The following is a 23868-nucleotide window of genomic DNA, read 5'->3' on the forward strand; positions in this document are numbered from 1 at the left end:
CACTCCCTTGAACCACCATTGATCAGCTCACCTTCAGCCGTTCGTTCGCACTGCAAGGGAGAAAGTGCGCGGCGATCGGGATCATCAAACAGATCGCCACAAAGCCGAAATTCGTCCAAGTAAAGGCCTGCGGGGCAAAGGGAGACATTACGGACACGTACGAAATGCGGAGGAAAATAAGCAGGCGCCAGACTGACATGCCCCCACGCAAGAGCACGATGCTCCACAGCAGCATGCCGTAGAGCCCGAGAACGCTGGCGAGCGCGCCACCCCATCCGAGCGCCATCAGAAATGGAAAGAATTCCGTGCCGACATTAATCGTCGGCGCATCCAGCGGTATGTCCGTCCCGAGCGTAGCCACCGAACCGCTGAGCGGGACGAGCTGACCGACCAAGAAGCCGGCGTTGTGATAACCCTTCGCCAGGATGGAAGAGAAGTTATAAACGCCCGCGCTCACGTACAATAACAGCCACTTCACTCCTTGCGGAGCCACCCGGAAGAAGCCACTTACCGGCAAAACGCCACCATCCAGACTCCCGGTGCGAATCGCTCCGAGCAACGAGAAAGTTGCCAGCCCGCCGAGCAGCAGGGGCACGATGACCTTCCAGGAAAACAGCAGCGACTTCTTCTGTCGCAACAGAAGCGTGAGCACCAGAGAAAACAGGGCTGCAAACAGACGGTTTCGATCAATCACTAGGATAGGAAACGTCAGACCGACGACTATCAGCACAACGCGTACGGCCCGGCTCCTGAAACAGAGCAATGCGAGCGGCGGCAATATCCAGCTTAAATTCGAGATGTGGCGCACATGATTGCGTCCGCCTTCGAAGGTTGCATAGGATGACGGATCGACGATAAGCGGGATCGGAAATACGCTGAGGTCGATTACGCAAAACGCGGTGACGACACAGCAGAGTGCCGCAGCGACCTCTCCTTCACGCGTCCCCCAAAAGTCCATACCTTCCAGGGCCCCCAGCGGCGGCAGACGAATACCAAGGACGAAGTCGAGCAAGACAATGGAGACGGCGGCCGCCGTGAAGAACAGCACACCTCCGAGCATACCAACAGAGAACTCAAAACTCACGACCATCACCGACAACGCCAGCAAGATCGGGAACGCGAGATAGAATGACGGATAGCGCAGCGCCTCGCTCACTGCCCCTCCCCCGATTGATCGCTCGGCGAACCACGAGAGGCGATGGCGCTCAGTCCACCAAACATCAGGACATTCCAAGTCGATTTGACATAGCGACTTTCGAGGTAGGCGATCTTTGCCGCGATCAGCCGGCCCTGCGCCTTGAGCATCGTCCTGTACTGGCCGTTGAACAAAGCGAGGTTCCGGCTGACGGCCTCGGCCATATTGCGAAGGTTGGCGATCCGCTTCGCAGTGTCCTTCGTCTTGCTCACGTTCGCCCCGTGAACCCGGTAGGCACCGACCTTGAAGTCGATGAAGCCAACTAAGTCCAGCGCGGCAAGACGAAGGAAGAAATCCCAATCGTCGATTAAAAGATTCTCGTTCCAGCCCTCGGCGGCGTCGAGCCCCTTCTTTCGAAGCAGCGGGACGGGACCGCCGATCGCCCATCGGCAGATGATTTCACGCCGAATTCCCTCATCTGTCCGGTAGCGAGATTTGTCAACGTGGAACAGACCGACCATTGCGCTATCATGGACGATCCGTTCTTGATCATCGATCACAATCGAGTCGCCGACGACCGCGAGCTTATTCGGATTGGCTTCGAGATAAGCGACCTGCGCGGTCGTGCCTTCGGCCAGGAAATAGTCGTCACTCGCGCCCAACCGCAGAAAGTCTCCGCTGGCCAGCGCTGTGAGTTCGTTCAACGTTGCGGCAATGCCCCGGTTCTCGCGATCCACGTAGCGGATATCCAGCAAGGATTCGTGCTGCGAGATCCACTCTGAGATAATTTTCCCCGTCCGATCGCTCGAGCCGTCATTGACGATCACCAGCTGCTTGTTTCCATATTTGTCGAACAGAACGCTGTCTAGGCATTTCCCGATAAACCGCTCGTGGTTAAAGGCAGGAATGAGAAATGACACCAATGGAGGATAGTTCGGTCTGCCCGTTGCGACGTGATCGGGACTGGCACTCATCACGGGGACCTTTCCCTGCGTTGCGGGCGACGAGCTAGACGCTGAGCAGAACGGCCAGCAAACCGACTGCGGCGCCCACAGCGGTGACGATGTCAGCCTTCTTACCAAATTTCAGAAATTGCAGCATACGGATATGACCTTGCTGACCTGCTCGGGCCGCAGCGTCGGTCCGAGGGGAAGGCTGAGGACCTCGCGATGCAGTCTTTCGGATATCGGAAGGGATAGATCTTTGAGGCCTGGATAGGCCGCTTGTAAGTGAGGCGCTACCGGGTAGTGTATCAGCGTTTGGATATCGCTGGATGCAAGATAACGCTGCAACTCCTCACGCTCCTCGCATTGCACGACGAAGACATGCCAGACGTGGGTGTCGGGATCGCCAGCGACAAAGGGCAGCCGAATTCTCGGGTTCTTTATGCCGTTAAGGTAGGCGGTGGCGATCCTGCGGCGAGACGTAATCTCGTTGTCAAGATATTTCAACTTGACGCGCAAGAGAGCCGCCTGAATCTCGTCCAGTCGAGAATTGATCCCTTCGCACTCGTGGTAATATTTGACTTTCGAGCCGTAGTTTCGCAGCGCGCGAAGGCGTTCCGCCAACCCTTCGTCGTTCGTCAAGATCGCACCGGCGTCGCCGAGCGCGCCCAGATTTTTGGTCGGGAAGAAACTGAAGGCGGCAGCGTCGCCCAACGCGCCTGCCTTCACACCACCGTGCATCGCGCCATGGGCCTGCGCTGCATCCTCGATCAACAGGATGCCGCGCGCACGAGCAATTTGGAGCAACTCCGGCATGGCCGCCAATTGCCCATAGAGATGCACGGCCATGATCGCGCGCGTCCTCGGACCTATTGCCCGTGATACGCGCTGAGGATCGATGTTGAAGGTGAGCGGATCCGGCTCGACGAGAACGGGCCGCAAGCGATTCTGCGTGATCGCCAGAATGGTGGCGATGAACGTGTTGGCGGGCACGATGATCTCGTCGCCCTCGGAAATCTTACCGAGCTGCATATAAGCGCGCAGCGTTAGCGTCAGAGCATCAAGGCCGTTCCCCACGCCGATGCAAAAGCGAGACTTGCAATAGGCCGCGAATTCACGCTCGAACGAATTAAGCTCCTCGCCGAGAATGTACCACCCCGACTCGATCACACGGGATGCCGCAGCTTTGAGCTCATCCATGTAAGGGGCATTGGCCTCTTGCAGGCTTAGAAACGGAATGGTCATCTCAGATCCATCTCATAAAAATCGTGGACGACACCGCGTCCTCCGAAGCCTTCCTTCTGCGCCGCGAGCCCTTCGTTGAGAAAATGGCCCGCCTGCTCGGTCGAAATACCGAAGCTGAAGTAACGTCTGTCCGCATAGACCTCATTGACCAGTTCCGAGATCACAAGATCGAGCGCACCGTTCGTTCGGCCCAGTTCGCTTGATCCCATGTACTGCGTGTGCACCGTCATGCCAAAGTCGAAGATAATGACGCCGGCCTGAAGCAGACCGTCCGCTCTCGCTTCGTATAAACCGATCTGATCCGGAAATCGAGATTTTAGCAATTGCAACTCGGGAAGCGAATGGACTACCTGCCTTCCTCGCTCAATCGCCTGGTCCCAGAGCAGTTCGTAGAAGGCATCGAACCTGTCCGACGCCGCCACGACGAGGTTCGCTTTCTTGGCTTTGTTGATCGTCCACTTCCGCCCCTTCGAATACTTTGGCGCCTTGCCGATCTCGACGACCGATGAAATGTCCCGGCGCTGCAGTCGCGCGCCCATCCTGAACAGGGCGTATAAGTCCTCCTCGGACGGATAGCGATGAAAGACGTGAGGCACGGCTTTGTAGATCAGCTTGTCCCGGCCGGCGGCCGAATAATGAGCCGCAATCTTCTCAAGGGCTTCGAGCGTCGAATGGGACCGCATGTCGCTCGTAGAGAGCAGTCCGCCATAGGTCAGCCCTCCGTGACTGCTGATAGCGTCCCCGTGCAAGCTCGCCGGGAACACCGCACAAGGCTGCTCACCCTGCAGAATGATCAGCGACTGATCGATGAAGCGATCAGAGTGATAGTCCATATAGGGTCGGAGATGCAGAAAATTACCCGTCCTGGATCGCAGAACGATCGCGTTCCAAGCTTCCTCGTCCTGAGCCGAGTATGATCGAACGCAAATCATTCGCTCTATCCAATGGGCCTAGTCGAGCGCGCCCTTGGCACGCGCGAGGCCGACGCCGTCAGCGCCCATGTCGTTCCCGTTGTAGAACATCAGAACGTCGTCCCGATGCTGAATCAAAGCGGGATAGCACAAGGTGCGTGAATCCCAACCCGAGGGGCTCAAGGTGATGCCCACGTCCTCGTCTTTACGGACCCATTCGATTCCGTCAACCGAATAGGCAATGCCAGGCAAATAGTCGCCCGAAGTGGTTCCATAGGTGAAGTACATAACGTATTTCCCCCCCACTCTGTAGACGCGCGGCCGTCCGATCCGATACTCGTTGCCCCTCGGCTTCAGACATTCCCGCCCGACCCGCGGTATAGCCATCAGATCGGTCGTCTCGACATAGCGGATGTGGTATTGCGGATACGGCTTTCCGCCAACGTACTCCCAGTCGTCGCCGCAAGCGTACCACATCTTCCACAGCCCCTGCTCGAACATCACGGAATGCACCGCGCCGATCGTGGTCTGCCCTGGCCCCCGATCGAGGATCGGCCCCTCTGAGATTCTACTAAAGCTCTCCCCTCCGTCCGTCGACTTTGCCAGTCCCGTAAAGGCTAGGAATTTGGCCTTAGCGACCAGTTGAAACCCGACATAGAACATGTAGATGCCGTCCGCCGCTACAATGACATCTCCGAGAATGACTCCGTTGTCGTCGAAACAGCCGTTCCGGCCGATGTCCAAAACCGGACGTCGAGACACCCCGACGACCCTAGTCGCAGCCTCGACAAGCACATCCACATAGCCGATGCGGCTCACGCCCTCGCCGTCCCTGAACCCCGAGTAGACACGAATTGTGCTGTCATTCAGGCGCATGGGCGTTGGCGTCAGTGCAGAATTCGCCATCCAACTCCCGGCGCTGTGCTCGGACGTCCGAAAGACCAGCCCTTCCTTCTCCCAGCTGAACATTTTGGCCGCTCAGGTTTCGGTATCTTGGCTCGATTTGCCCGGAACGGCACGCGCGGGCGCGCTCGCATAGATCTTGTCCGCCTCGGTATCCTTCGCGATTAGCGAACCGGATCCGATCACACAACGCGGTGCGATGGTGACGTGGTCATTGATGGTCGCGTTGACGCCAATGAACGAGCTCTCACCGATGTTGCAATAACCGGAAATGACGGCGTGAGACGTAATAAACACGTTGTCGTTGATTACAGTCCGATGACCGATATGATTGCCGCTCCACAGCACACAGTTGTTACCGACTGTCACAAAAGGCTGAATCACATTGTTTTCAAAAATGAAGGTATTTTCTCCGATCTTGGCGTTGCGCCATACGAAAGCACGAGAACTAATGTAGGTCGCCAACCGGTATCCCTTTTGTTTGGCATCGTTGTAGAAGCGAGTCCGCACGCGGTTCAGCTGGGTGGAGGGAATCGCAACGAATAGCTCATAACCGCTGGGCGGATATCGATCCATCAGCTCGCCATAGGGAACGATCGGAAGCCCCTCAAGTTCAGGGTTCTTGATGTACTCAGCATCGACTGAAAAAGCTGCAACCTCGTAATCCGTGTCGTGAGAGAAATATTGAAACGCGATCTCAGCGAATTCACCCGCTCCGACGATGACGAGACGCTTCATCACTTTCCCTCCTGTTTCGCGAGCGTACAGAACTCCTGGTAGTCGCGAATGTAATCTGCTGGATCGTAAAGGCGATCGGCTAGCACCATCAGTACGCAGTCACGGCTAAAGTCGAACATTTCACGCCAGACCATGCTTTCCAGGAGCAGGCCTTGGTAAGGATTATCGAGCGATACTTCGGCGGTTTCATGCCCATTATCCAGGTGAATTTTGACGCTTCCTGAGACCGCCAGCATGATCTGTTTCAGCTGACGGTGCGCGTGGTAGCCGCGGCGAACGTGGAGCTTCGTGTCCAGCAAGTAGTACACGCGACGGATCGTGAATGGAATATTGCGCTGTTCTTCGAGAGCGACCAACATTCCACGCTCGTCTCCGTGACGATCGAAATCGACAAATGTGACCTTCATAGCGCCGCAAATCTCAGGTGGAAATCGAAGGATTCGACCTTTGCAAAGTTTCATGTCGGGGTCAACGCGGGTAGCTTGAGTGCTGGAACAGCCGACTAAATGACCGTTCCGCAACGGGACTGACTACCGCCCGGATCAAGAATCGTCTCGTAGCAGGCCAGGAACGGAATTGCGACACTTGAATTCATCGCTCCGGCCAACACGGCTGGACTGTCGATACCCGAAAGGGACCAGATTGGCAACCTTGCGTTGCGGCGTATGGCGCCGCCCCGACTCTTTATTCTGACTAGGTACCCCACAGCCCTGAGCGAGGGGAAGACTTCGTTTTTAGATCAAGCCTTAATTTGTCGATCGCCTTCTTGCGGACGAGGCGAGCTTTCCAAACGCCGGAGCGGTGCGCCTCCGCGACTGGGCGCAACTGTCAGGCCGGAAAGTCGAGCACCCCCAGCACCACCTTCAGTTGCGGGCGGGCGATTCCCGCGAACATCGGCAGCGAGATAGCGCTATGCTGCTCGAATCGCTGATAGGCTGGAAGCAGGGGCAGCGCCGTCGGATAGTTGATGGCGGTCTGGATCACCTGAAGTTCAGATGCGCGGCAAGCTCGTCTCGCTTGGCACGCCTCATCGTATAGCAGCTGGAATCCACCGATATCGGTCCGTACATGCCAGACTATCCGGTCAGCGCGAAAAATGCCCGTCCAAATCCTCCGTCGGCTCAAGCCGTTGAAGCGGTTGTGGACCGTCGTGTAGGGGCCGTAGACATCCGGGCAATCGCGCCAACGCGAACCAGATTTTAGCATGTGCATAATGCAGCTGATCACGGGTCTATCATCGACCCGATGCGCTCCCTTGCGCCCTCGCGGCAACAACGGCTCAATCCGCCATTCCGCATCGCTGAGTCAGTAGACCTGCTTTGCCATTCAAGCCTCCCTTCCACTGAGAAGCTTGAATCGCAATCTAATTTCAGATGGAATTCCTATTGAGTGCAGACCCTAAGGCGATCACTAACTCGGAATAAGGCCCATCAGGTGCTCGCGAAACCCCTTGCTCAGGAGGGGGCTCGCCAGCAAGCCGACCAAAATCAGCCAAACCATGCATTCGATCAGAAAATGTGCAAGCCCGCTCCCCGGCACTACCACCGCGACCGCAATGCCGATGCCCCACCCCGACAACACGATGGCGGCGGCTGCGAAGATTACGAAAGCGCCGTGGCGAAGCGGGTGTTGCAGGGTTTGGCTCATGATCATGAGCGCAAGCAGACCGAATTGAATGGCGAGATCACTTGCGACGATGGCAACCGCCGCCCCGAGCGGCCCGAGCTTCGGGATCAGAACAAAGGACAGCACCAGGAAAATGACAAGCTGCAGCCCCTTGGTACGGACCAACAGATCACCGCGATTACTATGATAGGCAAAGACCAGGGCTAGCAGAGAGGGCGCGACTGCGGCGGAACCGAGCAACAGCGTGATCGCGAGCGGCGCATCATAGGGGACGCTGCCGTGCGTCCAGAGCGCGAAAAAATCGGGCCAGAACGGCAGCAGTCCCCCGACGATCAGGCTGGCGATAACCGTAATGAAGACTGATCCATGGGCGTAAAGCCGGCGCAGCCGCTCCTTGTCACCCATCGCGTAGTCATGGCCGAGCTCGGCGGCAAGCGGCATGCTCACCTGCTGGCAGAGCCCTCGTACCATACTTGCTATCACCCTGGTCAGGCCCCACTGGGCCACTGCCAACCGATCGGTGACGAGTGAGCTCACCAGCAATACCGGCAGGTTGACGAGTGCCAGCTCCGTGAAGCTGCCGGCCGCAAAGGGAAGCGCGAGGCTAAGTTGTCCAAGATTCCACCGCCACGATCGGGGCAACCCCCACCGTCCGCGGCCACCAAGTAGAAAAGGAAACAGACGCGGCGTATCAAACACGAATAGAAAAAACGCAAAAAGAATCTGCGCCGAAACAAAGGCGACCGCCACGGAGAGCAGACTGCCGAAAACCGCAATCGCGACCACCTGCGCAATCTGGCCGAGCATGAGCGCTGCATTCTGCTGCCAGACCGACCGACTATATTGTCCGCGCACCCGATAAAGGCCTAACGCCAGATTAGCGGGCACCGTCACCAGCATCCCCACGGTCATCACGAGTAGTGCGGAATCAAAGGTTGCAGTCGCTTCAAACCCGAGCACCACTGAGGGCGGCCAGAGCTGCGCGGTCCCGATCAGCAAAACACCCAGCACCACGGCAACGCAGAGATAGATCCGCAACATACCAGCATAAAAGCTTGCCGTCCTTCCATCGCAATCTACGCAAGATTTGAAGGCGAGAAAGCGGTTGACGGCGCGCAACTGCAATCCCGCGTCGGCAACAACGACGAGACTTCCGGCCGCATAGACGGCAAGCCAAGCCGCCAGGATATCTCCCGTCCAGAAGTGCAGGAATGCCGGAATCAGGAAGAGCTGCTGAGAAAGACTCAACAGAACCTGCACCATATTTGCCGACCAGCCACCAACGAGCCGCCTGAGACGACTGACGCCACCACGCCCGGCCGGATCTGCCGTGTTAGTTTGTCCAGGAGGGACGTTCAAGCCTTCACCTCTTAGCTGTGAGTGTGTCGTCTCAATTCGCAGGAGATAAATCGACGGCGCGACATCACGAAGGTTTCACGGGAGCTCAAACTGGAGCCAAGCCGTCCGCTGATCTTAGTCCAGCAAGGGTCCTGTCCCGTTTAACTCAAAAGGCAGTCCTCGTATCGCCAATGCGATGACACCCTTCAACTTGGAGCCCGGCGCATTGGCTTGCGCGGCGAACGCAAGGCCGGCCATTATGACTATTGCCAGACGCGCCGAATGCCCGAATGTCTCCAGCTGAACTGCGCAGCGCTGTCCGCTGGGCTGACTTCCATGGTGCAAGCGAGCACGCGTGTCGCACGAACTAGCTCAGGTGACGAGATGCCAGCCACCAGCCGCATTGACCGCACCGATCTGGGCGTTCAGCGCGATCTGGGTACCGTTCATCTCCCATGCCGTGAGGACATGCGTCGTGTTGTTCTGGAACAGGATGTCGGACTTGTGGTCACCGTTGATGTCCTCCAATCGGGCATAGGTATCGCCCGAGGCCGCAGCCCCTACTTGGGGATTAGCGATGATCTGGGTGCCGTTCAACTCCCAGACGGCAACACCATGCGTGTTGTCGTTGAGCAGCATGAGATCGGATCTGCCGTCGCCGTTGAAGTCGCCGATGTCGGCGAAGCGCCAGCCGGCTGAGGCGCTGATCGTGCTGATCTGCGGGTTGGCTGTCACCTGTGTCCCGTTCATAAGCCAGACGGCCACGCCGTGCGTGCTGTCATTGACCAACAGTAGATCCGTCTTGCCGTCCCCATCGAAATCACCGACGTCGGCAAAGCGCCATCCGGCGGAGGCACTGATTGTGCCGATCGTCGTCTGGCTGACGACTTGGGTGCCGTTCATCAGCCAGACTTGGAGGTCGTGCGTGGTGTCGTTGAGCATCAATAAGTCGGTCTTGCCATCGCCATTGAAATCGCCCTCTTTGGCGAAATGAAAGCCGGACGCCATGGTGCCAACCTGCGGGTTAGAGATGACCGCGGCGCCATTGAGCTCCCAGACCGCAACCCCGTTATTGACGCTATTGAGGAGCAGCAGATCGGACTTGCCGTCGCCGTTGAAATCCCCGACGTCGGCATAGCCCCACCCTGCGAAAGCACTGATCGTGCCAACCGTCCCGGCGGCACCGACCTGTGCGCCGTTCATGAGCCAGACCTGAGCATCATGCGTGCTGTTGTTGAGCATGAGCAGATCGGCCTTGCCGTCGCCGTTGAAATCACCCTCCTTGGCAAGATGAAAGCCGGCCCCCATGGTCCCGACTTGCGGGTTGGCCAGCACCTGGGTGCCGCTCAGCTCCCAGACTGCGACACCCAAAACCCCATCATTGAGAATCAACAGGTCGGTCTTGCCATCACCGTTGAAGTCCGGCGCATGGGTCGTGAGGTGACTGACGACAGGCGTGATTCCGCCGGTGAAGTCGGAACTCGCCGCAGCGCCATCGGCGAACTGAAAATACTCGACTCCCGTCAGTGTGTCAGTGCCTTCGGGCGTGCCGGAACGCTGGTCGGTGACGGTGAATGTTTGCGTGGTCGAATTGTAGGAAATAACGTAGTTGGCTTCGTTGCCCGAATACACCGCCGTGTCGGTGCCCAAGCCGCCAATAATGGTGTCGTTGCCGCCGCCGCCGGTGATCGTATCGTTGCCGGAGCCGCCGTTCAGTACGTTGGCGATGGCATTGCCGATGATCGTGTCGTTGCCGGAGCCGCCGATGGCGTTGTCGATGTAGGAACGGCCGTCGTCGTTGTTGAGATAGGAATTGTAGACGTTGCCCGACGCGTAATGGCCGTTTCCGAGATTGGCCAGTTGAACCGACGAGAACAGGGACGAAGCACCTGGATTGAGGTTGATGCTCAGGTTCGTCGTGTAGTTCGAAAGGTCATAGGTATCGACGCCGCCACCATCCCAGATCGTCTCGTAGATGCGATTGGCCGAGCCACCGGCACCGCCATTGTCGGCCGGCTGGCCGGCGCCGTTGATGAACTCCTGTCCGGTGGTCGGGCTCCATGTATAGACGGTGGTCCCACCCTGGGTGGTGTAGTTCGCGCCGTACATCGTCTGCAGCGCGAGGATATCGTTGGCCATATAGGTCTGCGGATATCCATAGGCCTCGTTGGTGTAGCCGCTCGTCGTCGAAGCACCGACATAGCTGCGATAGCTCATGACGGTGTATTCGCTGTCGTCATGCGCGCTCGGCACCGCGACGTTGGCGACGCCGCCCGTTTCCTGACTGTGCTTCAGGCCAAAGGCGTGTCCGAGCTCGTGCAATGCAGTCGTGAAATAGTAGTTGCCGAGCGCAGCCAGCGAATAGTTGTAGGCGGTTCCGAACCACACGTCGCCGCCGGACGCGTAGTTGCCGGGATAATAGGCGTAGGATGTCGGATTGGCCGCTGGCGACTGCGCGACCATGATGTCGGCGCCGTTCGTCCCTGCGTACTGGATGTTGGCGTTGGTGTAGCCGAGGATCAGTCCGATCGCGTAATTGATCGCCGCCTGCATCTGACTCGGCGCCGAGGCAAAACCCGACGTCGTCGGCTCACTGCTGCCGCCGGAGTAAGGACCGGAGTAGTCGCTGGGGGAGTCGGGAAAGCTGTAGGTGATCGCGCCGGACCATTTGTAGCCCGACAGCAGGCCGTCGATTTCGGCGTTGTTGGTTGCACTGGCGTTGACAGCGGTGGCCAAGGGAATCTCCGAAGCAGCAAACCCCGTTCGATTCGGGGCGCGAGAGGTGATTCTAGCTTGAGAGTTAAACGTTTGGTTTAATTTTGGCGAGACATCCGAACTCCTTCTATGAGGCCGCGTTAGCCATCAAATCCCGTAGTCATACGGGCCAGAACAGGGATGTCGGTTCCGACCAGCTGCCGTGTTGCGAGTGAAATCATGAAACTACGTTCCCTCTCGGCCGGCCTGTTCGGCGCCCTGATGGCGCTCGCCGGGCCGGGCCATCCACCCTTCGGAGGACTGCCTATCATGGTCGGCAAAGCCAATGCGGATGAGAGCGGCAAGCAAGGCGGCACAGCGGGGCGCGCGCCCTCCGTCCCAATGGCCCGCGACCCCTCGGCTGCGGTCGCGGAGGAGTACGAATCCGCCCGTCGCAAGGGAACGCGGGAGGCGTTCGAGCTGTTCATTGCGCGCCACGGCGATGACCCGCTGGCCGAGCAGGCGCGCGCCGAGCTGAGGCAGCTGGCGCGCTGATCGTTCGCGGACGCCCCCTCCAAGTATTGCATTTCGACAGGCGGCATCCGCGCGGCCCAGACCTGCCGCGTGATGTCTTGCCGCATGGTCTTTCGGCACTATGGTAGGCCCGCAATTTGTCCCGGAGCCCATCAAGATGCCCTTTCCGCATGCCTCGGAAGCCCTGTCGCGCTTTACCGTGCTCGATCTGACCCGCGTCCGGTCTGGGCCCACCTGCGTACGGCAGCTCGCGGACTGGGGCGCCAACGTGATCAAGATCGACGCGCTCACCGAGGATGCCGGCGGCGAGCAGCCGGGCGGGCCGCGGCGGGGCTCCGACTTCCAGAATTTGCATCGCAACAAGCGGGCGATGACGCTGAACCTGAAGGACGAGCGCGGGCTCGCCGTGTCCAAGCGCCTCGCCGACAAGGCCGACGTCGTGGTGGAGAATTTTCGCCCCGCCGTGAAGAAAAAATGGCTTGCTTAGTGTGGCTCCGCGGTTTGCGCGGTCCGACTGCTGAGATCTGGCGAGACCACAGCGAAATTTACCGCAAACGATCAGAGCCTCGAATTTTGGGGGTCCGCGAGCTCACTGACGCCGAGACGCATGAATCTCTTGATCGGCTGGCCAGGAAGTACCCGCTGGACCAGCCGGTCGATTGACGCAATTTGGCGTTGATCTGAGTGGCCAGGAGCTCAACACGAGCAGATGCGCTCGCCGGGCGGTTTTAGGGATCGCTCCCATTGGACATGCCACCCCGATCCTGGCCATTGTCATTCTGTCATCGTGCAGCTCTAAAGAAAACCCGCCGACCTTGTGATAGCCGGCGGGAGTTCTTGACTGATTTTAACGATCGGGGGCACCGATCACACGGCTAGGCTAGCAGAGCAGCCCGCCAGCGTGAACCGGCGGGCGTAGCCTGCTGATCTCTTCAAATTATAACGCCTCAGCCGCCTGCTATGCGACATCAGCCGGCTGCCGGGTGCGCTTGCGGTGGATCCTGCGCCGCCGCGTCATTGGCACGCTGCGCCAGGATGAGCTTGATCTCGGCCGTCACGATCGCCTGATCCTTTGGCGGCAACTGCGCCCACTTGGCGACCATCGCAGCGGTGCTCGGTGCAGCCGCCGCTTGTCCGCGCCGGCCATCCATCATCCGCTAAAAGTTCCGATGGAGATAAGACGAGTTTGGCGGGGTCGGGGGCCAAAATGCGGCGCATGCGACGCAAGTTGCAACTACCGTCGGTTGACTCCATCGTGAGTTGTGGTGCTATGTCCCGCCTGGGGAGCTAGCACGGGCTCTGGAACACAAAACTAACTGCTTCGATCCGATCCGCCACTTTGCGGCATTCATGGTGCTGTTTTCGCACCATTTCGCGCTGTCCGGCCGCCCCGAGCCGACTCTCCCGAGCTGGGACACGCTCGGCTTTGCAGCGGTCGCGATTTTCTTTGCCATCTCCGGCTTCTTCATGCCGCAGAGCTATGCCAGCGCCGGGAACTACCTGGCATTCATGTCCAAGCGTTGCCGCCGCATCTTTCCCGGCGTGGTCGTCTGCAGCTTCATCATGGTCTACGTGATCGGAGCCGCGTTCACGCAAACCGACTTCCTGCCGTACCTACTTGGCAAATGGCAGGCGGGGACTTTCCTTTCGTTTGCTGTGCTCCAGGGGCGGCCGATCCCGACTGTCTTCTCGGACTTCATCTACAAGGACGCGATCAACGGAAGCTTGTGGACTCTGCCCGTCGAGTTCGCATGGTACGTCGTCATCGCCGGCGCGCTCGCCTTGAACTACTCCTGGAAGACAGCCGCAGCCTTGTTGTGGTTATCAGCCGCCGCGATCGTGGTGCTAGCCTATTCCCACGCCGACTTCAGTTTCTATGGCGTGCCGGCGAGCTTCTTTGCGTTGTTCGGGGTCTCTTTCGCGATGGGCGCGCTGCTCTCGATGACGCGCGCCTGCTGGACTCCTTATCGCTGGCATCTGGTCGGCATTGCCCTTCTCAGCTTCGTCGTGACCCGCGGCGTCGAGCGCCAAGTACTGGGCACTGCCGGTCTGGCAATGCTGACCGTTGTGATCGGCACTTCGTTTCGCGATCGCCTGATCCGGGGGCGGTTCGATATCTCGTACGGAGTCTACATCTACGCATTCCCAATCCAGCAGATCGTCATCAATCGATTGGTAGAAGGATTTTGGTCGAGCATGCTGGTGTCAGCCATCCTGACGACATTAGCCGGGTTCTTGTCTTACTATCTCGTTGAGCGGCGCTTCCTTCGCCGTTCAATTAAAGCATCACCTCGGATTCAACCGGACCTCACGAACTCAGCTGTCGTCCGCTCATGATCTGGGAATTGGTACTAACGGTCATGCTTAATGGCGAGCCGCGGGAATTAGATTGGAAGACAGTTGAAACGCAGACTGCCTGCGAGCAGGATGCGGCTGATTTGAACAGCAAAGAGGGTTTCAGCAGTTACTACGGAGCCAAGGCATTCTGCCAAGAATTGCCCCGAGGGCTAGGGCACCATTGGAACCCTGCCATCCCATTGGCCGCACTTTCGAGTCACCTCCAAAGTAGAAGTTGCGCTAATTGTTCGCCACGATTCGCTCATATAGTGAGAACGACATGCGCGAAGCGACTGCCGCGATCATCGTTGCTGAGGATACCCGCCTGATTTTGCAGCAGCGCGACAGCATCCCAGGAATTCTCCATCCAGGGAAAGTTAGGTTGTTCGGCGGACACCGCGAAGGCGACGAATCGTTCGTTGACTGCACCATACGCGAACTTCACGAGGAAATTGGCTGCTACCTGCCAGCAAATCGGTTCGTGCATTTGGCAACGCGAACCGGACCCGACCTCCATGTAGAGGGGGGCACGGTGCACAGAGAAATCTTTGTGGTTCGCGATGTTGCCGTCGAACAGCTGGTCGTCACGGAAGGAACATTGCTTGTGATACATCCAGCAGAGATTTCAACGATCGCCAGCAAGCTCGTGCCGTCGGCGTACTCTGCACTGAAGTTCTTTGGACTGCGCCTTTAGTGTGGGCCTAATTGTTCGCCCCAATGCGCCGGAGTTGCCTTGCGAGGTTACGGTGTCGCCTGGACCTGAATGGACATCGAAGTCGGATCCGCAACGGCGAGCGACGTGTTCAGCGCAGAGACGTGCCTTTCGTATGCGCGATTACGCCCTCGCGGCTCGACGCGTCCTTGTCCGGTAAACGGCGGACCCTCCAGCGACTTTCCCCCACCTACGACAAGCGGTAGCCCGCGCGCGTTCCGAGCTACTAGGAAGCGATAATTAGCGAGATCTCTCAGATGCCGCTTTGCTGGCGGCATGCGCGTTCGTCGATATACGAAATGGTCTGGCCACTAATATGGGGAGTCGTCAGGGCTCACAATGAGTCACAATCCACCGCCAGTAGTTGTGGTAGGTCGGGGCGGTCCGCGAGATCAAGCAGGTGTTGAACTGTACCGTAAATCATCGATTTGGCGGGGCAACTTCGACATTGCTCCACTTTCGCAAGCATCTGAAATTGTAGGTGCGGTCGGTCGAATGTTTCCGTCATGCCCCGTGTCTTACACCCCCAACGAGCAACCCGCATCCAAGTCCGTGCCCGTAAGGCGACGGTCCAGCGTCAAGGCGTGAATGCAAGAGGCCGCCCTCTGCCCTCTGAGGCGGCCTTACTTCTTGCTCGAAATCGATAATTCACGATGTACTTACGACGCCCCTTTGATGGCACCATGTCTCGCCCTCTTCGACGCCACTGGTCGACCGCTCAAGATCACGTTCGGTGAAATGCGCGAGATGGGATCACGCGACGTCCTGGTCTACTGCCATTGCGGTCACAACGTTGCACTAAGCGTCGATCGCTGGCCGGGCGATGTTCGCTTGTCTGATTTTGCGGCAGCTACGGAACCGAGGGCGGGCTGCGGTTCACCGGATCTCGCGACCGTCACTTTGGCGCAGCCCGACCGCCCACCCCATAAACCCAAACAGCAGCGCTGAATTCGTCAGCGAGCCGCTCATCAAGAACTCGATCCCTACGAAGACCAGGCCAGCGAACACAAAGGATGCGACGGCATCAAAGCGGGCCTGCCTGCCTGCCGACATCAATCCCAGAGTGAACACAACAACCAGAATCAGCGCGGCGGAAACACCAACCTCCACCGCCGCTTGCAGTACAACGTTGTGCGGCTCTGCCTTGTAGCAGGATCGTTGGGCGAACGTTCCTATGCCCTGACCGAGGAGACCAGCTTTTGGGAGCAGGTTTAAGGCTTCCTTCGTGAGTATTATTCGAATGGCCAAGGTGTCCTTGGTATCGCACGCCACAATCGGCTTTTGGGCATTCTCCACGACAAGCCCGATGATCTTGCCGGACATCGCGGGACGAGCTGCCAATCCAATGAAAATGGTCAGACATACTATACCAAGCGCCGCGATCTGTCGCCGACCGCCTATCTTGATCGCCGACGCAACAAAGCTGAGCGCCAAGGCGATGAAAGGGTGTCGCACCATTGCGGCGGCAAACACGAACGACGGCAAGGCGATCAATCCGCCGGCAACACGCCATTGACGCGCCGATAAGTTCATCGAAAGGAGAACAAAGACCAGGAAGCACCAAGTCAGCGAAAACACGGTCGGGCCTTCGCTGAAGCCGAAGACCAGCGGCTTAAACTCGCCGCTCTGATCGTAAACCACGGCCCAAGCCGTAAGCAGCGTCCCCACCACGACGATCGCCGCCGTCATATAAGAGAAGCGCTTGGGATCAAAACGATGACCCACGGCGCGGAACGCCGGATAATAGGCCATAGAAATCGCGAGCAGTGCATACTCGCGACCCGTCCCCGTCCTGCCGTTCACGACAACTGAAGCCACCACGAGCGCTGCTAGTGCTGCAAACAAATAGTCGGCCGCGATAGGTCGAAATTTCCTCGATATCGCGACGACCGGCCCGATCAACACAGCCGCCGTTATGGCTGCATGTCCCTTCGTGCCCAGCAGACCATATAGAAGGACAAGGACTGCGTTAGCTGAGATCCAAACCGCTATCGCTGCGTTGGTTAACCACGTCTTCGCCATCAGTTGATCTCTGATACCCGATCGCCGAGAGGATCAATAACTCTGTCCCCGCGACGACAAAAAAGCCCCAATGGCATCAACATCGATGATGACTAAAACTGATCCAGCAACGAGACCTAACACGCGTACCTGCTAGCATTGCGGTCTTAACTTGTAAATATCGCCACTAGCTCTCAGGCACAGCAGGCCAAACTGCTCCGTGAGGCCATCACATCCCGGGTCAATCGGATAAAATCCGCAACGAATGCCTCTACGCACTGGAGGTTCGGCAACAAATTGCGGACGGTCGGAGCCCCAGCTGTTTGCACAACCCGCAACATTTGATCCGCCAGCGCCTCGGCGTTGCGGATGCCGAAATATCGCGCGTTGCCCCCGGCCTGCTCGTGATGGACATCGATGTCCGACAGAATCATCGGGACACCAAACGACTTCGCTTCTTCGACCGTGGTGCTCCACCCCTCGCACTCCGAAGGATTGATGAGGGCCATCGATGCGCGCAGGAGGGCGTAGACGTGATCCAGCGGGATCATTCCGAGATGCCTGAAGTTCATATCGAGACCGCGCGACCGGACCTCACTCATGGTCCTCTCGAAAAGTCCGGATTCGCGGAAGTCCTGCGTATTGCCGGATGCCGCGACGACGATGTCCAGCCCCCGACATTTCAGCAGATCAAGCGCATCGACCACGATCTGATGATTTTTGTGCCGCCAGAACTGGTTTGGCAGATAAAAATACCGTGACGGAAGACCATAATGCGCAATCACGTCGGACGGCTGCGTGGCGAGCAGACTGGCGGGCGGCTCGGTCGCAAACCGGACGACCGAGACGCCGTTCGAATTGCCCGGATAGAACTTCTTGAGATCGCCGAGCGCCGTGGCGCTGCTCAACATGATGTGCCGACCCGATGCGATCTGAACCCGAAAGCCGAGATCACGCCGCCAATATGCGCTCCTGGAGAACAGATGCGGGAGCAGTCGATGCTGGAAATCCGGGAACCATGCGACCGCCGGAAATGGCAGGCGCCAGCCAAAGAAGCGTGCGGACTCGAACACCATGTCGATCTTGCTGGCCTTGAATTCGGCGACGGCAGGTGCGTCCAAACCAAATACGATCGCGCGGGCGAGGTCTGTCGCCCGGGCAAGACCGGTCGCGGCGTGATCGAACACCGGCGAGCGCACGACCTCAACGCCGGGAATGCCGGCAAGCACCGCGATCTCCTCGGGATCGTCCGCCGTTCCGGCAAACAGCACGGGTACCACCGTCCCCGGAGAATGCCGGTTGAGCACCTCGAACAGATTGCGTTGATAGTTGTAACCACCCGCCCATAGTCGACGTGGAATGTTGGTGAATGCAATCCGCAGCGGCGCGCGCTCAGGCACGAGCCTGGCTCCTGAACCATTCGACGTAGTCGGCCAGCCCGCGCTCCAGCGGGATACGCCAATCGAAATTCATGTCGAGCACGCGCCCATTGTCCGCCAGCAAGCTCGTCGGATCCCCTGGCCGCGCGACGCCGGAAAAGCGCACGACCGTTTTGCTGTCCCACTGCCTCATCAGTCCCTCGGCAATATCGGCCACGCTGACGCCGCGCCCCGAACCGCCATTGATCACGCCAAAACCGTCCTGCCACTCCGCCTCCGCGACGCGCGCCAGCAAGCGAACGACGTCGCGAACGTCGGTCCAATCCCTGATCTCGGCCCCCGTCCCTCCGAGATCCACCATTTCCACCTCGCTCCGCAGCCGAGAGCAGATATCCCAGAACAGTTGCTTGCGAAGGTGGGGACCGTAGACAGAAAACAGTCGCACGACCATGCAGTGAATGCCGAAGCTCTGGACGTAGCTTTGGCACAACTGTTCCATGACCAGCTTGTGGTGTCCGTAGGGCGACATCGGCAGAAGCGCCGCGTTCTCGGGAATCGGACCGGTGTGATCGGCGCCGTAGACCGCGGCGCTCGACACCACGATCAGCCGGCTGCTGGGCGCAAAACTTCGAAGCCATTCGAGCAGCCGCGCCGTGCTCGTCACGGTCCGCGAAAAATCCTCGAACGGGCGCGCGATTGACAGCCCGACCGACGATCCGCCAGCCAGATGGAAGACCTGCGACGGCAGCCCGTGCAAGGCTGCGAGCGCGCTCAGATTGGCCGCGTCAACTTCGCCATTGATCCAGGTCTGCAAACCGAGGGCCTGTGCCTGGGCCTGATCGAGCGCACCGTGACCGACGCCATGGACCGCATGCCCGGCGCTCGCCAACTCGCGAACGAGATGACGTCCGATGAATCCGTTCGCACCGGTAACCCACGTGGACATGTCCTAGACCTTGTGACAGACGAACGAATAGAGCCGACCGGGCCGGTGGTCAAAGCGCTCGGCAAGCGAGAGCAGGGACGCGAAGACATGCTGCGAAGCAAACGCCGCGCGCCACAGCGGGCCGGCGGGAATCTTCCGCGTCAGTTTTTCGACGACCGCGGATCGCAGCGTCTGCATCGTATACGGGAACAGATTGATCGCGCTCTGCAGCGGAGCCAGTGTCCCGACAGTGGCGAACCCGGCCGACTTCAACGCGCCGGTATAGCGGTCGAGCAGGTAGGCATGCTCGCCCCCGTAGAGGTGATGCAGCGGATGCTGATCGAGGAATTTTTGAAGATCGCCTTCCTTGCTGATCACGTGCTCGCGCGCCGCGATCAGCATACCGCCGGGGCGAAGCACGCGAAACATCTCGCGGCAGGCACCATCAAGGTCGCGCGTATGATGGAGCACGGCGCGCGCGAAAACGAGATCGAAAGTGTTGTCGGCGAACGGCAGGCGCTCGGAAAACTCCTCGACCACGTGGATAGGCAGCTGCGTGCTCGCCGCAAGAGCCCGGATTGCCGCAGCGCCGACGATGGCGCTGCCATCGGGCTCGAGGGCAGTCACCTCGAATCCGCTGCGAGCCAGCGCGTAGCTGGCAATGCCGCGACCAGCTCCCACATCGAGAGCCGAGCCGGAGCGCCCGGCCAGGAGCGCCGTGACCGCCTGCCATTCGGAACTCTGAAAATAGCGCTCGGCGGCCGCGATCAGCGGATCATCGTAGAAGGCGTCACGCACGAGCTGACCCTGATCCGGCTGATTGCGCAGCCAGACAACGGCATCCTCCCACGTCGTGAACTTGTCGTCACCGCTCATCGGACCGGAGCTCCCTGACCAGCACAGCCGGATTTCCGGCCACGATCGAGAAGGGCGGCACGTCCTTGGTCACGACAGCCCCGGCCGCCACCACGGCCCCCTGCCCGACGGTCACGCCGCGCAGCACCATGGCTCCCGCGCCAATCCAGGCATCATCGCAAATCCGGACCGGGCTTTCGTCGAGCGAGAGTTTGCACGGATGACCATTTGTGAAGATCTGCCGGACCTGCGCGTGCCGCGCGGCCGCCCCGATCGGATGGGTCAGACTGTCGAAGACATTTGCCGAATGGGAGATCAGAACCCGGTTTCCGATCTCGATGGAGCCGGCCGACCAGATCCGCGTTCCCTCGCCGACATAGCACCATTCGCCAATCTTGATCTCGCCGCCATGGGCGAAAGTCATGAGTTCGCCGAGGATCCGGCTCTGTGGGCCGATGACGATCCTGTCGGAATCACCGCGGATGTTCCTGATCCTCGCGCTGGCTCCGAGCGCTGCCCCGTCATCGAGACGGCAAGTCGCCCGGCCCATCATGCGCTGGATCAGGTAGTCGCTATTGCGGCCGGTGAGCCGCTGGATCAGGAAGTCGAGGGTCATGAATCAACTGAAATCGCGTCGTCCTGGACGCTCTAGCACGGCTAAACCCGTCCGACGAGGTCGCCGAACTGCTTCCATTGCACGTCCTTGCTGTAGATCTCCCGAATGCGGGTCCGACCGAGCGCAGCGATCTCCGCCGATCTGGGCCAGTCTTGCAGACTGCGTGAAATGACCTCGACGGCCTGTTCCGGGTTGCCGTAGGTCTCGATAGTCACTCCCTCCTGCATGCCGGCCGGATAGCTACCGGCGTCGGAGACAAGCAGTGCGCCACATCCCATCGCCTCGAAGCAACGCATGTTGCCGCGATCCGTGCCGGCCATGTCGATCGCGCCGTTGAGCACGATCTTCGACGAGCCGATCAGTTCGTAGAGGGCTCTGCCGAACACCGGTGGCCTCGCAATGGCGGCGATGGCATCGGGGCGCCGGTGTTGTCGCAGCGGCAGCAATCGCCCGATCGTGCTTTCCGCGAGCCTGGTCAGGCGCGATGCATCGAGACAAAGCACGATATTGCGGCTATCGGCGAGCTGCGCGACCTGCTCCAGCGTCCTGGCGCGCACGCGATGATGCCGCGAGTAGCCGCCGGCGAAGGCGACGTCGATGGGACGCTCGCCGTGACCATACTCGTCCATCACCGGATCATGCGCCGGAAAGAATGTTTCGACCCGGCATCCCTTGCGGCGCCAGATATCGAGGATAGAGGGAGCATTTCCGAGCACTGCGCGATAGGCAGTGAAATCGGCATTTCCCGACGGCGCGGCACGCCAGCACAGCGCCTTCTTCACGCAGCCCGGCAGCTTGGCAACGAATACGCTTGGGTAGCGCACGGGATCGAGATTGTAGAATACCTCGGTGGCGTGATGCTCGATCTGCGCGAGCAGAATGGCCTCGAGCGTGGGCTCGCCCGACATGCCCTGCTCGCGTGCCCAGCGGCGCTGCAGGACCTCGTCGTCACCGTTGGTGAAGAAGGCCTCCGGCGAACCGTCGAGCACCGGTTGAAGAAAATGCGACGCGCCGAAACGGTCGTCCAGAAACACGCGCCGCCGCTCCGCGAAGCTCTGCGTGCCCGCCGCGAGCTGGTTCAACCGCGGCAGATAAGACGGATAGAGGGCGCTATTCTGGAACAGACGCATTGTCTACGCGTACCTCGCCAACATCCATTTCATATTCAGATACGGCCAGATCCGCCCGACCGACTCCCAGTCCCAGGACTTCGAGGCCGTCAAACGGCTGACCGCCGCGCGCAGACCCGCTTCATCCACCAGCTCCGCAAACGCCGGCACATTCTTGTCCAGCAGGTCGGCCGTCCAACCGGCCAGCGGTCCGTTCAACCATTCCGGCATCGGCGAGTTGAAGCCGACCTTGCGGCGCGCGGTGCGGATGGACTCCGGCATCAAATTGGCCATCGCCCGCCGGGCAACAGCCTTGGTATAGCCGTCTGCCGACTTGCTGCTTTCGGGAAGCGCCATCGTATAGGTCACCAGCCGCCAATCCATGAAGGGCATGCGAACTTCGACGCCGTGCGCCATCGAAAGGCGGTCGAAGTTGCGCAGGATGGTGGGCAGCACCGTGCTGTGAAACATCCGATAGAGGCGCTTGTTCAAGCCACCCCATTCACGCGGCAGCACATCGTCCTCCGCTATCAGCGGGAGCGGGGCGGGAAGATTGCGCAGGCCACCGCGCAGAAAATACACGCCCTTGCGCTTGAGGGCCAACGCACGCAGGGCATCCACACAACGCCGGGCCAGTTTCGAACGCGACGCGAGGTCCTCTGCCGCGTTCCGTATTTGAAACGCGCGCGCTTGTCCTTCCTGCAAATAGCCGCCCATCAGCTCGTCTGCCCCGTGGCCGTCGAGTGACACCGTCACGTTGTTTTGGGTCAATTGCCGATAGAGCAGCCATATCGCGCTGGGCAACGCGATGTAGACGTCATCGAGATCGTCGAGAATCTGATCGATGTCCGTCAGCGCATCGGCCTGTCCGATTTCGAGAAAAGTTGGCGCGACATTGGCCCAGACGGCGGCCTCCTCGGCCATCGGCCTCTCGTCGTTCAAGGCGCCGGGGAACGTCGCAACAAAGGCGTGACGCCATGCCGTGCTGTCGCGCGGCCCCATGCCTTCTTTCTCATGCGCCGCCATGGCGCAAATCACGGCCGACGAATCGAAGCCACCGGACAGGCATGTTCCGATCGGGACGTCGCTGCGCATGCGCAGGGCCACGGCGTCCTGGAACAGCTCGCGAAAGCGCGCGACACGCTCGGCTTCGGTGGCCGGCACCGGCGGCAGATGATCCACGGTCCGCCACCAACGCTTGACACTGACCTTGCCCTGACGAAGCCACATGCAGTGGCCGCCCTGCAGGCGGCGAACCTGCCGAAACAGGGTCCACTCGCTTCCTTCGATCCCGAAGGCATCGAGCAGCAGCCGGCGTGCAACCTCCATGTCAACGGAAGTATCGATCAGTCCGCTCCGCACCAGCGCCCGCTGCTCGGAGGCGAAGATGAATCGTTCCGGCGACGCGGCATAGAGCAGCGGCTTGATGCCGAAGCGGTCGCGCGCAAGGAACAGCTCGCGGGTGCTGGTGTCGAAGATCGCCAAGGCCCACATGCCGTTGAAGCGGGGCAGCATGTCCTCCCGCCAAGCCTGCCAGGCGGCCAGGATCACTTCGGTATCGGATTGGCTGCGGAACACCGCGCCCTGCGCCTCGAGCTCGCGGCGAAGCTCGAGGAAGTTGTAGATCTCCCCGTTGAACACGATCACGTGGCGGCCGTCCGCAGACAGCATGGGCTGATAGCCGCCCTCGCCGGGATCGATGATCGCCAGGCGGCGGTGGCCGAATGCGACGCTTCGGTCCGCGCTGAACCAGGTCCCCTCGCCGAACGGACCGCGATGCGCAATCAGCGCCGTCAGCCGCGAGATGTCGGCCGGTTCGACCGCATTGCCACCCAGATTTACGATGCCTGCGATTCCGCACATGTC

At 59.7% G+C, this 23868-nt stretch carries 21 protein-coding genes and 2 pseudogenes; 4 read left to right on the forward strand and 19 right to left on the reverse strand.

Annotated features, from left to right (window positions below; all coding sequences use genetic code 11):
* Positions 1-22: 22 nt before the first annotated feature.
* From AC0L3S_RS19090 to AC0L3S_RS19140, 11 genes and pseudogenes are all read right to left on the reverse strand, one after another.
* Complete coding sequence (locus tag AC0L3S_RS19090; protein ID WP_473280371.1) at positions 23-1156, reverse strand: hypothetical protein; 1134 nt, start codon at positions 1154-1156, stop codon at positions 23-25.
* Entirely contained in the window at positions 1153-2109 is a 957-nt protein-coding gene (locus AC0L3S_RS19095; protein WP_473280374.1) for a glycosyltransferase, read from the reverse strand. The genes AC0L3S_RS19090 and AC0L3S_RS19095 overlap by 4 nt, the downstream gene beginning before the upstream one ends.
* Positions 2110-2220: 111 nt before the next feature.
* Positions 2221-3324, reverse strand: coding sequence for a DegT/DnrJ/EryC1/StrS family aminotransferase (locus AC0L3S_RS19100; protein WP_473280377.1), 1104 nt, complete (start codon positions 3322-3324; stop codon positions 2221-2223).
* Positions 3321-4157 carry a GNAT family N-acetyltransferase gene (locus AC0L3S_RS19105; RefSeq protein WP_473280380.1) on the reverse strand — a complete coding sequence of 279 codons (837 nt, stop codon included), beginning with the start codon at positions 4155-4157 and terminating at the stop codon, positions 3321-3323. Before AC0L3S_RS19105 ends, AC0L3S_RS19100 begins: the two co-directional genes overlap by 4 nt.
* Before the next feature lie 117 nt (positions 4158-4274).
* A complete protein-coding gene (locus tag AC0L3S_RS19110; protein WP_473280383.1) occupies positions 4275-5204 on the reverse strand; it encodes a glucosyl hydrolase in 930 nt (309 codons plus the stop codon).
* Positions 5205-5213: 9 nt separating this feature from the next.
* Positions 5214-5876, reverse strand: a complete 663-nt coding sequence (locus tag AC0L3S_RS19115; protein ID WP_473280386.1) for an acetyltransferase — start codon at positions 5874-5876, stop codon at positions 5214-5216.
* The gene (locus AC0L3S_RS19120) at positions 5876-6283 is read right to left on the reverse strand and encodes a sugar 3,4-ketoisomerase (protein WP_473280388.1); all 408 of its coding nucleotides are present in this window, start codon (positions 6281-6283) and stop codon (positions 5876-5878) included. The genes AC0L3S_RS19115 and AC0L3S_RS19120 overlap by 1 nt, the downstream gene beginning before the upstream one ends.
* 421 nt (positions 6284-6704) lie before the next feature.
* Positions 6705-6860, reverse strand: coding sequence for a hypothetical protein (locus AC0L3S_RS19125; RefSeq protein WP_473280391.1), 156 nt, complete (start codon positions 6858-6860; stop codon positions 6705-6707).
* Positions 6861-6962: 102 nt separating this feature from the next.
* Positions 6963-7181: pseudogene (locus AC0L3S_RS19130) on the reverse strand (transposase); the annotation flags it as partial.
* A 105-nt stretch (positions 7182-7286) separates the two neighbouring features.
* Entirely contained in the window at positions 7287-8765 is a 1479-nt protein-coding gene (locus AC0L3S_RS19135; protein ID WP_473280394.1) for a lipopolysaccharide biosynthesis protein, read from the reverse strand.
* A gap of 447 nt (positions 8766-9212) precedes the next feature.
* Positions 9213-11576, reverse strand: coding sequence for an FG-GAP-like repeat-containing protein (locus tag AC0L3S_RS19140; RefSeq protein ID WP_473280397.1), 2364 nt, complete (start codon positions 11574-11576; stop codon positions 9213-9215).
* Positions 11577-11774: 198 nt separating this feature from the next.
* On the opposite strand from AC0L3S_RS19140, the gene AC0L3S_RS19145 reads away from it, so the two are divergent.
* The gene (locus tag AC0L3S_RS19145) at positions 11775-12089 is read left to right on the forward strand and encodes a hypothetical protein (RefSeq protein WP_473280401.1); all 315 of its coding nucleotides are present in this window, start codon (positions 11775-11777) and stop codon (positions 12087-12089) included.
* Between the two features lie 136 nt (positions 12090-12225).
* A pseudogene (locus AC0L3S_RS19150) lies at positions 12226-12543 on the forward strand (CoA transferase); the annotation flags it as partial.
* Positions 12544-13036: 493 nt separating this feature from the next.
* Here the strand turns inward: AC0L3S_RS19150 and AC0L3S_RS19155 are convergent.
* Positions 13037-13171, reverse strand: a complete 135-nt coding sequence (locus tag AC0L3S_RS19155; RefSeq protein WP_473280404.1) for a hypothetical protein — start codon at positions 13169-13171, stop codon at positions 13037-13039.
* Positions 13172-13328: 157 nt separating this feature from the next.
* Here AC0L3S_RS19155 and AC0L3S_RS19160 point away from each other — a divergent pair, with 157 nt between their 5' ends.
* Together AC0L3S_RS19160 and AC0L3S_RS19165 are read left to right on the forward strand one after the other, a co-directional pair.
* On the forward strand, positions 13329-14405 hold the full coding sequence (locus AC0L3S_RS19160) for an acyltransferase family protein (RefSeq protein WP_473280407.1): 1077 nt from the start codon (positions 13329-13331) through the stop codon (positions 14403-14405).
* A 280-nt stretch (positions 14406-14685) separates the two neighbouring features.
* The gene (locus AC0L3S_RS19165) at positions 14686-15099 is read left to right on the forward strand and encodes an NUDIX domain-containing protein (protein WP_473280409.1); all 414 of its coding nucleotides are present in this window, start codon (positions 14686-14688) and stop codon (positions 15097-15099) included.
* 894 nt (positions 15100-15993) lie between these two features.
* Here AC0L3S_RS19165 and AC0L3S_RS19170 read toward each other — a convergent pair.
* From AC0L3S_RS19170 to asnB, 7 genes are all read right to left on the reverse strand, one after another.
* The gene (locus AC0L3S_RS19170) at positions 15994-17139 is read right to left on the reverse strand and encodes a hypothetical protein (protein WP_473280412.1); all 1146 of its coding nucleotides are present in this window, start codon (positions 17137-17139) and stop codon (positions 15994-15996) included.
* Positions 17140-17312: 173 nt separating this feature from the next.
* Positions 17313-18518, reverse strand: a complete 1206-nt coding sequence (locus AC0L3S_RS19175; protein ID WP_473280415.1) for a glycosyltransferase family 4 protein — start codon at positions 18516-18518, stop codon at positions 17313-17315.
* A complete protein-coding gene (locus AC0L3S_RS19180) occupies positions 18511-19443 on the reverse strand; it encodes an NAD-dependent epimerase/dehydratase family protein (protein WP_473280418.1) in 933 nt (310 codons plus the stop codon). The genes AC0L3S_RS19175 and AC0L3S_RS19180 overlap by 8 nt, the downstream gene beginning before the upstream one ends.
* Positions 19444-19446: 3 nt before the next feature.
* Positions 19447-20298, reverse strand: coding sequence for a class I SAM-dependent methyltransferase (locus AC0L3S_RS19185; RefSeq protein WP_473280423.1), 852 nt, complete (start codon positions 20296-20298; stop codon positions 19447-19449).
* On the reverse strand, positions 20288-20893 hold the full coding sequence (locus AC0L3S_RS19190; RefSeq protein ID WP_473280426.1) for an acyltransferase: 606 nt from the start codon (positions 20891-20893) through the stop codon (positions 20288-20290). The genes AC0L3S_RS19185 and AC0L3S_RS19190 overlap by 11 nt, the downstream gene beginning before the upstream one ends.
* Positions 20894-20934: 41 nt before the next feature.
* Positions 20935-22023, reverse strand: a complete 1089-nt coding sequence (locus AC0L3S_RS19195; protein ID WP_473280428.1) for a glycosyltransferase family protein — start codon at positions 22021-22023, stop codon at positions 20935-20937.
* A 3-nt stretch (positions 22024-22026) separates the two neighbouring features.
* Positions 22027-23865, reverse strand: a complete 1839-nt coding sequence (gene asnB / locus AC0L3S_RS19200) for an asparagine synthase (glutamine-hydrolyzing) (RefSeq protein WP_473280431.1) — start codon at positions 23863-23865, stop codon at positions 22027-22029.
* Positions 23866-23868: the final 3 nt, after the last annotated feature.

Source organism: Bradyrhizobium sp. Ken01 (assembly GCF_055807355.1).